The organism is Bradyrhizobium sp. SPXBL-04 (genome assembly GCF_051853035.1).
GTDB classification, from domain to species: Bacteria; Pseudomonadota; Alphaproteobacteria; order Rhizobiales; family Xanthobacteraceae; genus Bradyrhizobium; species Bradyrhizobium zhanjiangense.
Genome location: NZ_CP182472.1, coordinates 4,007,097 through 4,019,777, shown reverse-complemented (window position 1 = coordinate 4,019,777; position 12,681 = coordinate 4,007,097). Strand labels below are relative to the sequence as shown.

17 protein-coding genes are annotated in these 12,681 nt (G+C 64.7%); 8 read left to right on the top strand and 9 right to left on the bottom strand.

Translation table 11 applies throughout. The features are described 5' to 3' along the window. Window positions 1–11: 11 nt before the first annotated feature. Window positions 12–377, bottom strand: a complete 366-nt coding sequence (locus ACNJX8_RS18950) for a response regulator (RefSeq protein WP_008566616.1) — start codon at window positions 375–377, stop codon at window positions 12–14. Between the two features lie 240 nt (window positions 378–617). Between ACNJX8_RS18950 and ACNJX8_RS18945 the strand changes: the two genes are divergently transcribed. Together ACNJX8_RS18945 and ACNJX8_RS18940 are read left to right on the top strand one after the other, a co-directional pair. Continuing rightward, entirely contained in the window at window positions 618–929 is a 312-nt protein-coding gene (locus ACNJX8_RS18945; RefSeq protein ID WP_091895933.1) for a DUF3572 domain-containing protein, read from the top strand. Continuing rightward, a complete protein-coding gene (locus tag ACNJX8_RS18940; RefSeq protein WP_439361661.1) occupies window positions 926–2,215 on the top strand; it encodes a DNA polymerase IV in 1,290 nt (429 codons plus the stop codon). Before ACNJX8_RS18945 ends, ACNJX8_RS18940 begins: the two co-directional genes overlap by 4 nt. Window positions 2,216–2,231: 16 nt before the next feature. On the opposite strand, the gene ACNJX8_RS18935 is transcribed toward ACNJX8_RS18940, so the two are convergent. After that, window positions 2,232–2,387, bottom strand: a complete 156-nt coding sequence (locus tag ACNJX8_RS18935; RefSeq protein WP_008548553.1) for a hypothetical protein — start codon at window positions 2,385–2,387, stop codon at window positions 2,232–2,234. A gap of 199 nt (window positions 2,388–2,586) precedes the next feature. On the opposite strand from ACNJX8_RS18935, the gene ACNJX8_RS18930 reads away from it, so the two are divergent. After that, window positions 2,587–2,994, top strand: coding sequence for an ACT domain-containing protein (locus tag ACNJX8_RS18930; RefSeq protein ID WP_439361660.1), 408 nt, complete (start codon window positions 2,587–2,589; stop codon window positions 2,992–2,994). A 90-nt stretch (window positions 2,995–3,084) separates the two neighbouring features. On the opposite strand, the gene ACNJX8_RS18925 is transcribed toward ACNJX8_RS18930, so the two are convergent. Both ACNJX8_RS18925 and ACNJX8_RS18920 read right to left on the bottom strand, forming a co-directional pair. After that, window positions 3,085–3,486 carry a RidA family protein gene (locus ACNJX8_RS18925; protein ID WP_439361659.1) on the bottom strand — a complete coding sequence of 134 codons (402 nt, stop codon included), beginning with the start codon at window positions 3,484–3,486 and terminating at the stop codon, window positions 3,085–3,087. A 169-nt stretch (window positions 3,487–3,655) separates the two neighbouring features. Beyond that, window positions 3,656–4,501 carry a cell envelope integrity EipB family protein gene (locus ACNJX8_RS18920; protein WP_128933297.1) on the bottom strand — a complete coding sequence of 282 codons (846 nt, stop codon included), beginning with the start codon at window positions 4,499–4,501 and terminating at the stop codon, window positions 3,656–3,658. Between the two features lie 228 nt (window positions 4,502–4,729). On the opposite strand from ACNJX8_RS18920, the gene ACNJX8_RS18915 reads away from it, so the two are divergent. The 4 genes from ACNJX8_RS18915 to ACNJX8_RS18900 all read left to right on the top strand — a co-directional run bounded on the left by ACNJX8_RS18915 (window position 4,730) and on the right by ACNJX8_RS18900 (window position 7,891). After that, window positions 4,730–5,197, top strand: coding sequence for a RidA family protein (locus tag ACNJX8_RS18915; RefSeq protein ID WP_018321130.1), 468 nt, complete (start codon window positions 4,730–4,732; stop codon window positions 5,195–5,197). A 5-nt stretch (window positions 5,198–5,202) separates the two neighbouring features. Beyond that, window positions 5,203–5,949, top strand: a complete 747-nt coding sequence (locus ACNJX8_RS18910) for a glycerophosphodiester phosphodiesterase (protein ID WP_128947088.1) — start codon at window positions 5,203–5,205, stop codon at window positions 5,947–5,949. A gap of 211 nt (window positions 5,950–6,160) precedes the next feature. Further along, window positions 6,161–7,402: a GNAT family N-acetyltransferase gene (locus ACNJX8_RS18905; protein WP_439361658.1), complete on the top strand. Its 1,242-nt coding sequence runs from the start codon at window positions 6,161–6,163 to the stop codon at window positions 7,400–7,402. Window positions 7,403–7,462: 60 nt separating this feature from the next. Next, window positions 7,463–7,891, top strand: coding sequence for an HIT family protein (locus ACNJX8_RS18900; protein ID WP_439410348.1), 429 nt, complete (start codon window positions 7,463–7,465; stop codon window positions 7,889–7,891). Between the two features lie 211 nt (window positions 7,892–8,102). Here the strand turns inward: ACNJX8_RS18900 and tsaA are convergent, their stop codons facing one another. The 4 genes from tsaA to ACNJX8_RS18880 form a co-directional block, all read right to left on the bottom strand. Then, a complete protein-coding gene (gene tsaA, locus ACNJX8_RS18895) occupies window positions 8,103–8,594 on the bottom strand; it encodes a tRNA (N6-threonylcarbamoyladenosine(37)-N6)-methyltransferase TrmO (protein ID WP_091889533.1) in 492 nt (163 codons plus the stop codon). Window positions 8,595–8,625: 31 nt separating this feature from the next. Continuing rightward, on the bottom strand, window positions 8,626–8,976 hold the full coding sequence (locus ACNJX8_RS18890) for an AzlD domain-containing protein (protein ID WP_439361657.1): 351 nt from the start codon (window positions 8,974–8,976) through the stop codon (window positions 8,626–8,628). After that, window positions 8,973–9,713: an AzlC family ABC transporter permease gene (locus tag ACNJX8_RS18885; RefSeq protein ID WP_439361937.1), complete on the bottom strand. Its 741-nt coding sequence runs from the start codon at window positions 9,711–9,713 to the stop codon at window positions 8,973–8,975. Before ACNJX8_RS18885 ends, ACNJX8_RS18890 begins: the two co-directional genes overlap by 4 nt. Before the next feature lie 225 nt (window positions 9,714–9,938). Continuing rightward, a complete protein-coding gene (locus ACNJX8_RS18880) occupies window positions 9,939–10,892 on the bottom strand; it encodes a transglycosylase SLT domain-containing protein (RefSeq protein WP_439361936.1) in 954 nt (317 codons plus the stop codon). 89 nt (window positions 10,893–10,981) lie between these two features. Here ACNJX8_RS18880 and ACNJX8_RS18875 point away from each other — a divergent pair, with 89 nt between their 5' ends. Next, window positions 10,982–11,620, top strand: a complete 639-nt coding sequence (locus ACNJX8_RS18875) for an HAD family hydrolase (protein WP_439361656.1) — start codon at window positions 10,982–10,984, stop codon at window positions 11,618–11,620. A 4-nt stretch (window positions 11,621–11,624) separates the two neighbouring features. Here ACNJX8_RS18875 and ACNJX8_RS18870 read toward each other — a convergent pair whose 3' ends face one another. Then, window positions 11,625–12,662, bottom strand: a complete 1,038-nt coding sequence (locus ACNJX8_RS18870; protein WP_439361655.1) for a phenylacetaldoxime dehydratase family protein — start codon at window positions 12,660–12,662, stop codon at window positions 11,625–11,627. Between the last annotated feature and the right edge of the window lie 19 nt (window positions 12,663–12,681).

The following is a 12,681-nucleotide window of genomic DNA, read 5'->3' as shown; positions in this document are numbered from 1 at the left end:
GAACTCACTTCCTATCCGATAAAACGCCGGACCGTCTCAATGAATTTGCCGACCGAGATCGGCTTGGACAAATAGGCTTCGCAGCCGCCCTCGCGGATGCGCTCTTCGTCGCCCTTCATCGCGAAGGCGGTGACCGCGACGACGGGAATGGCGCGCAGCTCCGGATCGTCCTTGATCCAGCGTGTCACTTCGAGGCCCGAGACCTGCGGCAATTGGATGTCCATGAGCACGAGGTCGGGCCGCATCTTGCGAACGAGATCGAGCGCCTCGTAGCCGTTGCTGGTGCCGGAGGTCTGGTAGCCGTGCGCCTCCAACAGGTCGCGGAAGAGCTTCATGTTGAGCTCGTTGTCTTCCACGATCAGGACGGTCTTAGCCATCCCGCCCTCCCGATTGGTCCGCAGACCCATACATGTACCGCCTCAGGCGCCGCTCGCCGGCGCTTCGAAAACTGGATTCAAACTAGCCCCAGATTCGCTCTAGTTTCGTTAAACCCGAGGGCCGACTTTCTGCGATGTGGTTTCCAGTTGCTTGTCGGGGTCGCAAGACTCGAGGCGAAGACTCGGGCATGATGATTCCAAATTAGAGACCGAAAGTTAACGGAAAGGCAAACCGGCCCCGTGAAAAAGCCTGTTCACAACCCCCGCGAAGTCGCTGAAATCGTTGCGATTCAGGCCCTGTCCTTCGTCGCCGGCGAGCCCGAGCGGCTGGGCCTGTTCCTGGCTGAGACAGGGGTCGGTCCGGAGACCCTGCGCAATGCCGCTTCCGACCCCAATTTCCTGCTCAGCGTGCTCGATTTCGTGCTGCGCGATGACGAGACCGTGAAGGCCTTTGCGAAGACCGCGGAACTGCATCCGACCAACGTTGCCGCAGCGCGGCAGGTGCTGGGCGACGCGCTCGGCGACCCCTCCTGGGAGCGCGACGTGCCGTGACCTCCCCCGATCCGGCCGGGCCCCGCTGCTTCTGCCGGGATTGTCCGGCCGATCTGGACATGGGCGTGCGGCGCTGTTCCTCCTGCGGATCCCCTCGCCTGGTCCGCCACCGCGCGCTCGCGGGCCTGACCATCGCCCATATCGACTGCGACGCCTTCTATGCGACCGTCGAGAAGCGCGACGATCCTGCTATCGCCGATAAGCCCGTCATCATCGGCGGGGGCAAGCGCGGCGTGGTGTCGGCTGCCTGCTACATCGCCCGGACCTATGGCGTGCGCTCGGCCATGCCGATGTTCAAGGCTCTGGAGGCCTGTCCGCATGCGACGGTAATCCGCCCCGACATGGCGAAATATGTCCGGGTCGGCCGAGAGGTGCGCCAGGCCATGCAGGCGCTGACGCCGCTGGTCGAGCCGCTCTCGATCGACGAGGCCTTCCTCGATCTGTCCGGCACCGAGCGCGTCCACGGCATGATCCCGGCAAAGGTGCTGGCGCGCTTTGCGCGCGAGGTCGAGCGCGACATCGGCATCACCGTTTCGGTCGGCCTGTCCTGCAACAAGTTTTTGGCCAAGATCGCTTCCGACCTCGACAAGCCGCGCGGCTTTGCCGCGCTCGACCAGGACGAAGCGCGCTTGATGCTGGCTTCGAGGCCGGTCGGCTTCATCTTTGGCGTCGGACCGGCCACGCAGGAACGCCTTGTGCAGCGCGGCTTCCGCATCATCGCCGATCTGCAGAAGGCCGACGAGATCGAGATGATGCGGCAGTTTCCGAGTGACGGCCGCCGGCTGTGGCGGCTTGCGCGCGGCATCGACGACCGCCGCGTCGAGCCTGATCGCGGCGCCAAGACGATTTCCAGCGAGACCACGTTCGAGAGCGACATCCGCGATTTCGCGACGCTGGAGAAGATCTTGTGGCGGCTGTGCGAGAAGACGTCGTCGCGTCTCAAGAGCAGCGAGCTCGCCGGCTCGACCGTCACGCTGAAGCTGAAGACCGCCGATTTCCGCCAGCGCACGCGCTCACAGTCGATCGCCGCCCCGACGCAGCTCGCCGCAAAGATCTTCTCGATCTGCCGCGAGATGCTGGCGAAAGAGATCGACGGCACCGCCTTCCGCCTGATGGGCGCCGGCGTCAGCGCGCTGCGTGACGGCTCGGCCTCCGACGACACCGACATGCTCGACCGCCGCGCCGCGCACGCCGAGCGCGCGGTGGACAGTCTGCGCAAGAAGTTCGGCAGTGCCGCGGTGATCCGCGGCATTGCGTATGAGGGGCCGGAGAAGGCGCAGGAGTGATCGAGTCCTGCTCAACTCAGTCGCGTTCGAAGATCCGTGCACCCGGATAGGCGCGCCGGGCATACTGAACTACCAACTGCCGATCCTGAGTTTCCAGGAACGGCGTTCGGATCTGACAAGACCCGACGATGAGGTGCCACAAGCCGTTGAGCTTTCGAATGACGACGTTCATTTGAGCCTCCTCGCAGTGACCCGAGTGGGCTCAAATTGTAAGAATCTCCCGCCGTCGCTCAATTCTACCAGCGTAAGGTCAGCGCATGAGAAGGATTAGAGGAGATATACAAAGGTATGTTGACAATGGCTCCAACAGCCTCTGTCGCCGATAGCTTCGCAAGGGCTCAAACGATCCGACCGGTTCAGGGGCTGGCATCGTGACCGGCGAACGCGATCTCGACGCGCTGCTGAGCAACATGAAGCCGGAGATCCTGGACGGCATCTTCGTGTTTTGCACGGTTGCGCCGAGCGCGAGCATTCCAGCCACCATCAGCCCGATGCTGACGTTCCGCGAACGCGAAGGAACGACACTGGTGATCGCTCGCGAAGAGGCCGAAGCGGCAGGCCTGCGCTACGAGTTCGCCTCGCGCCTGATCACCCTGACAGTTTATTCGTCGCTGGACGCGGTCGGATTCCTGGCTGCGATCACAGCCCATCTCGCCGCAGCTGGCATCAGCGTGAATGCCGTTTCGGCCTTCCATCACGATCACCTCTTCGTGCCTGTCGACAAGGCCGATGAAGCGATGGCTGTTCTACAGAATATCTCTGGCGCGAGACACTCGTAGCCCGGATGGAGCGGAGCGCAATCCGGGACAGCGCATCCTAGCAGCAGACCCCGGATTACGCTTCGCTCCATCCGGGCTACAAGAGAGACCTCAATCCGCGACGGCCACCGCCTCGATCTCGATCAGCCACTCCGGCGCGGCCAGCGCGGAGACACCGACGAGCGTCGAGGCCGGCGGCTCCATGCCTTCGAAGAAGCCGGAGCGGGCTTTGCCGATGATGGGGCGCAGCTCCGGCTTGTAGTTCACGACGAAGGTCGTGATCTTGACGATGTTGGCGTAGCTCGCCCCCGCCGCCTTCAGCGCGTGGCCGAGATTCTGCATCACCTGCGTCGTCTGTGCAGCAATATCGCCCTCGCCGACGATCCGCCCCTCCTCGTCCACCGAGACCTGGCCAGAGATGTAGATGGTGCGGGCGCCGGATGCGGTGACAACGTGGGAATAGGCGGGATTGTGATGCAGGCCGCTGGGGCGGAGATGGTCGAGCTTGGGCATGGTTGGCTCCCGGATGTTTGTGATTGGGACGGAGCGTAGCGGGAGAGCGCGCGGAGAGCTAGCTGTCATTGCGAGGAGCAAAGCGACGAAGCAATCCAGACTGCCACCATGGAAATAGTCTGGATTGCTTCGCTGCGCTCGCAATGACGGAGGAAAGAGCGACATGCCCTCAATTACAGGGCTTGCTGTCCTTCACGTCGAACTTGCCCATCGCGCCGGAGATCACGAAATCGTTGTAATCGAGCACGAGCTGGCGGGAAACGCCGTTCTCGTAGAGCTCAAACGCCATCGCGTAGACCGGCGTCTGCTCGCCTTCCTTCTGCTGGGCCTCGCGGTCGAAGTAACTGACGGTGACGGGCCAGCGCTTGAGCGATTTCATATGCTCGTCGGAGATCGACGGGTCGGACGCCGTGGCACGGTCGGCCGGGATCGGCTGGCCGATCACGGTCAGCGTGTTGTAGACCTTCTGGCCGTCGTCGGAGCCGTCATAGACGGAGAGCTCGAGCAGCGACTTGCCTTCGTTGGCCGCAGCGATGATGCGCTGGATCTGCTCGGTCGGGAATACGATCTTGCCGTCGAGGGTAAATGTCTTCGGCGCCGGCAGCTTCAGCTTGACGTTGATGTGGTCGCCGTCGCGCTCGGCCGAGCCGTCGACGCGGCCTGCATCGGCCTCGTTCATCCGCGTCTCGATGTTGAAGCGGTAGCTCTTGCCGGCAGCGTCCTCCCAGGAATTGGAGCGGAGGTCACTCAGCGTGACCTTACCCTCGCCGCTGTCGAGCTCGGAGACCTGGCGGAATTCCGAGGTATAGCCCTCGCAGGCATTCCCCGTGAAATTGTAGAGGATGCGGCCGCGGGCACTGTTGACCGAGTTGGAGCGCGATTTCACGAGGCTGAGGTCATAAAGCGCCTGATGCGCGAGGAACGGACCGTTGGCGGCCTGCGCCCAGCCCCCAAGGCCGACAGTGGCCGCCGCGAGCGCCATCACACCGAGCGAAGTCCGGAAAAGGTGCACCATGTCTATTCCCTGGGGAAGCGCAGATTCGACATTTTAATGACCGATCCATTGCGTCGCAACTGAGGCCGTTTCACGTAAAGTTGCGGCTCGCGTGTTGAACCTCCTCCCCTGCCTCAACAAAATGCAGTCCCCTTCGGTTGCTTGCATGTGGCGGCACGATGAGCGAAACAGGACCGCCGGCCTCCAGAGGCGTCGGGGCAGATGAATTCTTGGACAACGAGGTCGAACATGGCTGGCACAGTCGAGCAGAAACTGGCGGAACAAGGCATCAAGCTGCATGAAGCCCCCACACCCGTCGCCAACTATGTCCCGTTCGTGCGCACCGGCAATTTGCTGTTCGTCTCCGGCCAGGTCTGCTTCGATCCTGCCGGCAAGCTGATCGCCAAGGGCAAGCTGGGTGCCGGCGTCTCGATCGAAGACGGCGCTGCGGCCGCCCGCGGCTGCGCGGTGAACCTGCTGGCCCAGGTCAAGGCCGCGCTCGGCGACCTCGACAAGGTCGTGCGCGTGGTCCGCCTCGGCGGCTTCATCAACTCGGCGCCCGACTTCCTGGACGGGCCCAAGGTGCTGAACGGTGCCTCCGACCTGATGGTCGCGGCCTTTGGTGACAAGGGCCGCCATGCCCGGACCACCGTCGGGGTCGCCTCGCTGCCTGCCGATGCGGCGGTCGAGGTCGACGGCGTGTTCGAGGTCGCCTGACACGAATGCGCGCTCCGGATTGGCTGACAGCCCGGCCGGTCGCCCATCGCGGCCTGCATGACATTTCGCGCGGTATCGTGGAAAACATGCCGGGCGCGGTCCAGGCCGCGATCGCAGGCAATTTTTCGATCGAGGTCGATATCCAGCTCTCCGCCGACGGTGAGGCCATGGTGCATCACGACCATGCGCTCGGCCGCCTCACCGAGGCCACCGGAGAGGTGATCGAGAAGACCGCGGCCGAGCTGAAAGCCATCAAGTTCAAGGACACGCCGGAGCGGATGATGTCGCTCGGCGACCTCTGCGCCCTGGTCGCCGGCCGGGTACCGCTGGTGATCGAGGTGAAGAGCCATTTTGGCGGCGACCGCAAGCTGGTGAAGCGGATGGCCGAGGTGCTGGCGTCCTACGACGGTCCCGCTGTCGGCATGTCCTTCGATCCCGACCAGGTGCTGGCGCTGCGCGAGCTGCTGCCCTCCCGCCCGCGCGGCATCGTCGCGCAGCGGACCTATGAGGACGAGTACTGGGCCAAGCTGACGCAGGCGCAGCGCGACAGCATGCTGTACCTGCGTCACGGCTTCCAGACCCAGCCCCACTTCGTGGCATTCAAAGTCGACCACCTGCCGGCCCCCGCCCCCTGGATTGCCCGCAACGTCTTCGGCTGCGCCCTGCTCGGCTGGACCGTGCGCACGCCGGAGCAGCGGACGCGGGTCGGTCAATATGCGGATCAGATGATCTTCGAGGGGTTCGTGCCGTAGGGTACGGCATGCGAACGCGCTCGTGTCCCGGACAAGCTGCAACGCTCCAAGCATTGCGGCGCAGAGCCGGGACCCATCCCCCGCGAACGTGCTGCCACATGGGCCCCGGCTCTGCAGCGCCCCGCTGAAGGAGCGCTGCGCTGCGTCCGGGGCACGAGAGAGGCGTTCCCCACCCTTGAAGTCGCTGCTGCAATGCACGATCTTGGGGACGATGGCATCATCCGAAATCACGCTCGAGGCCGTACCTTCGATTGGCGAAGTGGCACCGGAGGATTGGGACGCCTGCGCCAATCCCGGCAAGGCTTGCAATGGGAATGGCACGGGAACCTCATCCGCCCTTCCAGGCGATTCCGCCGGTCTCTTAAAGTCGGCCTATAACCCGTTCGTCTCACACGCATTTCTCTCCGCCGCTGAGAAATCGGGCTCAGCGACGATCCGCACCGGCTGGGGACCGCGGCATCTCGTGGCCAAGCTCAACGGCCGCGTCGCCGGCGTTGTGCCCTGCTATCTCAAGTCGCACTCGCAGGGCGAATATGTCTTCGACCGCGGCTGGGCGGACGCCTATGAGCGCGCCGGCGGGCGCTACTATCCCAAGCTCCAGGTCTCGGTTCCGTTCACCCCGGCCACAGGACCGCGCCTGCTGGTCCGCGACGGTGTCGACCGCGAGCGGATCAGCGAGGCCCTGGCGAGCGGGCTGGTGGCGCTTTGCGGGGTCAGCAAGGCCTCCTCGGTGCACGTCACCTTCGCCCGCGAGGCCGAATGGAAGCTGCTCGCCGGGCACGGCTTCCTCCAGCGCACCGACCAGCAGTTCCACTGGCATAATGACGGCTTTGCCAGCTTCGATGACTTCCTGGCGACGCTGAACTCGCGCCACCGCAAGTCGATCAAGCGGGAGCGACGCGATGCGCTCGCCGCCGGCATCACTATCCACTGGCTCACGGCCAAAGACATCACCGAGGATGCCTGGGACGCGTTCTTCGAATTCTACATGGAGACCGGCTCGCGCAAATGGGGCCGGCCGTATCTGACGCGCGAGTTCTTCTCGCTGATCGGCGAGACCATGAGCGAGGACGTGCTGCTGGTGATGGCCCGCCGCAACAATCGCTGGATCGCGGGCGCGATCAACTTCATCGGCTCAGACACGCTGTTCGGCCGCAACTGGGGCGCGGTCGAGCATCATCCGTTCCTGCATTTCGAGGTCTGCTACTATCAGGCGATCGATTTCGCCATCAAGCGCGGCCTCCGGCACGTCGAGGCCGGCGCACAGGGCGAGCACAAGATCGCACGCGGCTACCTGCCGAAGACGACCTATTCCGCCCACTTCATCGCCGATCCGGGCCTGCGGCGCGCCATCGACGACTACCTCAAGCGCGAGCGCGCCTATGTTGCGGAAGCCGGACGCGAGCTCGCCGAGCTCGGCCCGTTCCGCAAAGGCGCCGACGAGGCGCCTTGACGCCTCGCCGTGGCTGGTGACAGTAAGCGCAAAATCTCGAGGAGCCGCCGAGGAGCTAGCATGACCGCCTACGACACCAACAACATCTTCGCAAAGATCCTGCGCGGCGAGCTGCCCTGCTACAAGGTGTACGAGGACGAGCACGTCTTCGCCTTTCTCGACATCATGCCGCGCGTGCCAGGCCATACGCTGGTGATCCCAAAGACCCCTGCCCGCAACATCCTCGACATCAGACCGGACGACTTCGCCCATGTCGCCCGCGGCGCGCACAAGATCGCGGCGGCAGCGATGAAGGCGTTCGAAGCCGACGGAATCACCGTGCAGCAGTTCAACGAGCCCGCCGGCGGACAGGTGGTGTTTCATCTCCACATGCACGTGATGCCGCGCCGCGACGGCGTCGCCATGCTGCCGCCCGCGAGCCGCAAGGAAGACGCCAAGGTGCTGGAACAGCACGCGGCCAAGCTGATGGCGGCGTTGAAGGCGGGGTAGATCTCTCCGCTCGTCATTCCGGGGCGCGCCCCGTAGCCCGGATGGAGCGAAGCGCAATCCGGGACTGTCCCCGCATTCCGCTTCGCTCCATGCGGGCTACGATGGCTCCTGCTCGTCATTGCGAGCGAAGCGAAGCAATCCAGACTGCTTCCGCGGAGACGGTCTGGACTGCTTCGTCGCAAGGGCTCCTCGCAATGACGGAGGAGAGACTTCACTCCGTCTCGAAATCGCCCTTCTGCGGCGCCGCCAAGGGCGTGAACTCGCAACGGTCCGGCTTGATGTCGATCAGCGGCGTGTTGTCGAGGCAGTCGAGTCCGCGCACCAGGATCGCATTGCCCTCGATGCCGACCAGCTTCACGATCGAGGTGCCGATCGGATTGGGCCGTACCGGTGAGCGTAGCGAGAAGGTGCCGCGGGTCTTCTCGTTGTTCTTTGGGCTCTGCAGGATGATGTCGCGGCGCGACTTGTCGAGCCAGTAGAGCACTTCGAGGTTGCTGTAGAAATCGACGCCCTTGATGGCCGGCACGAACGGCTCGAATATTTCGAGCCGGCACACCGGGCCGTCGTGACGCCCCTGCCGCGGCGTCTCCAGCCGCGACGTCCAGGGGGTGCGGATGCGGCCGATGAAGACGAGGCCGGCATCCTCTGCGGGCGGCAGCTCGATGGCGACCTCGCCCTCGCGGAGCTCCTGTTCGCGAACCATATTTCCTGTTCCTTGCTGTTCGCCGGCGGTTTTAGCCCAACCACCACTTGCCGGCCAGCATGAAGACTTCGCCCGTGACCACGCCGGCAAAGATCGAGCGGCGGGTCAGCAGGAAGACGACGAGCCCCGCTCCCACCGCGCCATAGCGCAAGATATCCGGCACGCTGGCAAGCGCCCCTGGCGGCGCGACCACGATCTGGGCGATGACGCCGGCCAGGATCGCGGTCGCGACCGCCCGCACCCAGACCAGCAGCTCGGAGCCCTCGTCGATGCCGCCGCCGAACCACAGGCCCAGCATGCGCCAGATCTGGTTGGGAACGACGCCGGCGACGAAGAGCACGGCGAGCGCATGCCAGTCGCCGATGAGCTGCGAAAAGCTCATGCGCGCACCTCCCGCCACCAATGCACGCCATAGGCGATCGTGCCAGCCACGACGCCGCTAACGAGGATGTCGAGGCCGGAGTTCATTTTCGCCGCCAGCGGATAGAGCAAGATTCCGAGCGTCAATGCGACGACATCAGCGACCTCGCGGCTATTGCGTGCGGTCGAGAACAGGAAAGACAGCGGGGTCAGCAGCAGAATCGCCGCGCCAAGCGTCTGCGTCAGGTTGGCGGCGAGGAAATAGCCAACCGTGTTGGCGGTGAGGCACACCGAGACCAAGCCACAGCCGAGCCCGTGGACGAAGGCGATCCGCCGCTCGCGCGGCACAAGCGGCAGGAAGCGGTGGCATTCGACCCACAGCGTCACCGCGGTGAGATGCGCGGCGAAGATCAGCTCGCGCCGTTTCGTCGTCGGCGTGCGCATCAAGGGCAGCACCGAGACCACCATCGGAAACAGGCGGATGGCACTAACGGTGACCGCGATCGCCGACTGGATGATGGTGGCACCCGAGCCAAGCGTGGTGATCAGGATAATCTGCGCAGGACCCGCCCAGACGAACAACGTCGAGGCGAGCGCCCAGAGCAGGCTGAAATGGGTGTCGTGGGCGAGCGCACCGATGCCCAGATAGGTCACGAACAGCACGATGGTGAGGATCGTCTGCGTGATCGAGCGCAGCCCCCACGCAAAGGCGCGCCAGGGGCTTTGCCATTGAGGTGAATCGAGCGGAGGAAGCGCCACGGGAGGTTTGATCGAGGAGAGGAATCGTACCTCATAACGGGCGATACGGCGACGCACGTCAAGAAAGCCCGCGGCGGGGCTGGCATGCGCACGTGGCGCGGGGCACCCGCCGACGTCATTCCGGGGCGCGACAAAGTCGCGAGCCCGGAATCCATTTCACCACGATCTCTGCGGCCCGATGGATTCCGGGCTCGCGCCAAGAGGCGCGCCCCGGAATGACAAGCCCTACCCACTCACACCGCGGTTCTTCAGCACGAAGCACGCACCGCCCGCTTTGCGGATACGATTGCACAGATCATCCGCCTCGGCGCGCGTGTCGGCACCGATGCGCACCTGATAGAAGGCGTGTGTGCCGCGGCTGCGCATCACTGAGCTCAGCAAGCTCGGATCGCGGTCGCCGATCACCGCGCTCAGCCGCGTGACCGCGCGGGAATACATCGCCAGCGCCCTGTTGCGGTCGAAGCCGGCGGCGAGCTGCACGCCCCAGACCTTTGCGGCGGCAAGCTCGACATGCTGCTCGAGTTCGGCCACGAACGGGTTGGGCGCACGCTTGAGCAACGCCATGAGATCGCGGCAGCTCGTCGGCGGTGAACTCGGCGGGCCCTTGCCGGTGCTGCCTGCCTTGGCCCAGGCATCGACGCTGGTGCCAGTGATGGCGAAGACGTAGTTGCGGGTCTGCTCCGGCATCGGTCCCGTGCCGGCGAGCCATTCCTGCACCCTGCGCGGACCTGCGTTGTAGGCGGCCGCCGCAAGGCCGAGATTACCGAACTGGTTGCGCAGCTCGTTCAAGAACTCCGCCGACTTCGGCAATGCCTGCACCGGATTGAACGGATTGAGCAGCCCGCGCTCGCTTGCAGTGCCCGGCATGAACTGCGCAATCCCTTGTGCGTGCTCGCCGTTGCGGGTCACCGGTCCGACCGCATCGGACTGGAAGCGGCTTTCCTGCCAGATCACGCGGGCGAAAAACTCCAGCGGCAGATTGGCCTCGCGCGCCGCCGCCTCGATGATCAGGCAGAGCGATTCCCGCGTGTCGCTCTCGCGGGCGTCCTTCGGTTTCTCCGCCGGCTTCGCGGGTTCCTCGGCATTCGGAGGCACGACGGGCGGAGGCGCCTCCTCCGCCAGCGCCGGCGACAGCACGAGGGCCTGGCACAAGACAGCGATAACCCGAGCTATTCGCATGGCATTGACGCTATCGGACAATTCGGACCTTGACTTGGAACCCCAGCCAACTAGCAACGAGCGGCAGTATCAACGCAGGTCCCGCTCCGATGGTGACAATCTTTTTTGATCTCGACGGCACGCTGACCAACCCGAAGCCCGGGATCACCCGCTCGATCCAGTACGCGCTGGAACGGCTCGGCGTTTTGGTGCCGAGCGAGGACGAATTGACCTGGTGCATCGGCCCTCCGCTGCATGCCAGCCTCAAGAAGCTCACCGGGACCGATGAACTCGCTGACCGCGCGCTCCTGCTCTATCGCGAGCGCTTCAGCGACATCGGCCTGTTCGAGAACGAGGCTTACAGCGGAATTACGGACACATTGTCGACGCTCGCAGCGACACGTCAGCGCATGTTCGTGGCGACCAGCAAGCCTGCGGTCTACGCCACGCGCATCGTCGATCATTTCGGCCTGAAACCGTATTTCGAACGCGTGTTCGGCTCCGAGCTCGACGGCACCCGCGTCGACAAGCGCGACCTGCTCCGCTATGCGCTCGACGAGGCCAGCATCGATCCGCAGCGCGCCATCATGATCGGCGATCGCAGCCATGACGTGGTCGGTGCCCGCACCAACGGCATGACCGCCATCGGCGTGCTCTACGGCTATGGCAGCGAGGCCGAGCTAAAGGAGGCCGGCGCGCACCACATCTGCGCCGCACATCCCGAGCTGCTCGGCCATTGCGTGACCTAGCCTGTCAGGCGCCGACAGTCTCCACCGCCGCCAGCATGCCCGTCTTCGGATGGCAGTTCAGATATTCGAAGAACTGCTCGTCGGCAGCGGCCACCGTCACCTCGTGATAGAGCCGCAGCTTGGCTGACGGCCCGAGCGTCGACAGATATTTCATCGCCGCACCGAAGATCTTGACATGGGTCGGATGCGACTCCGCCCAGCGTTCGAGCGCAGCGAGGCTCTTCCACCAGCTCTGGCCATAGGACTTTTCGCTGACGCTGCCGTCAGCCGCGAGCACGCGCATGTGGCGGTTGGCGTAGCAGCCGATGCCGAGGCCGTCGTCGCGCAGGAAATCCATGCCCTCGCGCAGCACCGGCTCGACGTCGTCGAGATAGAGCTTGCGCTCGGACGCTTCGGTATCGCTCCAGTCCTGCCCGGAGCGGATCAGGCAGAGATTGTCGTGCGCCACGACGCGCAGCCGCGCGCCGTCGCGGATCAGCTCCGGTGCGCCGCCGGGCGCCATCGCGTCGGTCTGAGACAGCGGGATACGGTCGCGCATGCCGCCCCAATAGGCGTGCTCCTGCACCTCGCCGCTCATGCCGCCGGCGATTGCGGCTACACCCTCGGGCCGGTCAGGCGAGGAGAACAGCGTCTCGTGCCGCGCCACAATGGGCCGCAGCACCTCGATGAAGGTGCCGATGCCGTCTCGCTGTCGTCCGGTCCAGGCCTCGCGCGCCGGTGCGAACCAGGCATCGAAACGCGCGACATCGTCCCAATAGGCCACCGAGACAACGTTCTCATGACCAGACCGGTCGACATAATGCGCGCGGTCCCAATGTGATGGACCGTTCTCCGCAGCGAAGAGCCCTGCGATTTCTTTCAACGCGTCCGTCGCCGCCGGCGCCCCACCGTGATATTGCACGCCGAAATAGGCCATCACGACGCGGCAGACGGCAGGCTTGTAGCGCGCCACGAACGACGGATATGGCGGCTGATAGTCGTCCGGCACGCGCTTGTGGCGCGTGCGCGGGGCCTCGAGATGCAGAGGAATTGCGGATTCCATTATCGTGTCCTCCTCTCGA

Bases quoted from the DNA above. Each gene is read 5' to 3' on its own strand.
- ACNJX8_RS18950 (WP_008566616.1), bottom strand. From the start codon at position 377: ATGGCTAAGACCGTCCTGATCGTGGAAGACAACGAGCTCAACATGAAG.
- ACNJX8_RS18935 (WP_008548553.1), bottom strand. From the start codon at position 2,387: ATGAACGTCGTCATTCGAAAGCTCAACGGCTTGTGGCACCTCATCGTC.
- ACNJX8_RS18925 (WP_439361659.1), bottom strand. From the start codon at position 3,486: ATGCCCAAGCTCGACCATCTCCGCCCCAGCGGCCTGCATCACAATCCC.
- ACNJX8_RS18920 (WP_128933297.1), bottom strand. From the start codon at position 4,501: ATGGTGCACCTTTTCCGGACTTCGCTCGGTGTGATGGCGCTCGCGGCG.
- ACNJX8_RS18915 (WP_018321130.1), top strand. From the start codon at position 4,730: ATGGCTGGCACAGTCGAGCAGAAACTGGCGGAACAAGGCATCAAGCTG.
- ACNJX8_RS18910 (WP_128947088.1), top strand. From the start codon at position 5,203: ATGCGCGCTCCGGATTGGCTGACAGCCCGGCCGGTCGCCCATCGCGGC.
- ACNJX8_RS18905 (WP_439361658.1), top strand. From the start codon at position 6,161: ATGGCATCATCCGAAATCACGCTCGAGGCCGTACCTTCGATTGGCGAA.
- ACNJX8_RS18900 (WP_439410348.1), top strand. From the start codon at position 7,463: ATGACCGCCTACGACACCAACAACATCTTCGCAAAGATCCTGCGCGGC.
- tsaA (WP_091889533.1), bottom strand. From the start codon at position 8,594: ATGGTTCGCGAACAGGAGCTCCGCGAGGGCGAGGTCGCCATCGAGCTG.
- ACNJX8_RS18890 (WP_439361657.1), bottom strand. From the start codon at position 8,976: ATGAGCTTTTCGCAGCTCATCGGCGACTGGCATGCGCTCGCCGTGCTC.
- ACNJX8_RS18880 (WP_439361936.1), bottom strand. From the start codon at position 10,892: ATGCGAATAGCTCGGGTTATCGCTGTCTTGTGCCAGGCCCTCGTGCTG.
- ACNJX8_RS18875 (WP_439361656.1), top strand. From the start codon at position 10,982: ATGGTGACAATCTTTTTTGATCTCGACGGCACGCTGACCAACCCGAAG.
- ACNJX8_RS18870 (WP_439361655.1), bottom strand. From the start codon at position 12,662: ATGGAATCCGCAATTCCTCTGCATCTCGAGGCCCCGCGCACGCGCCAC.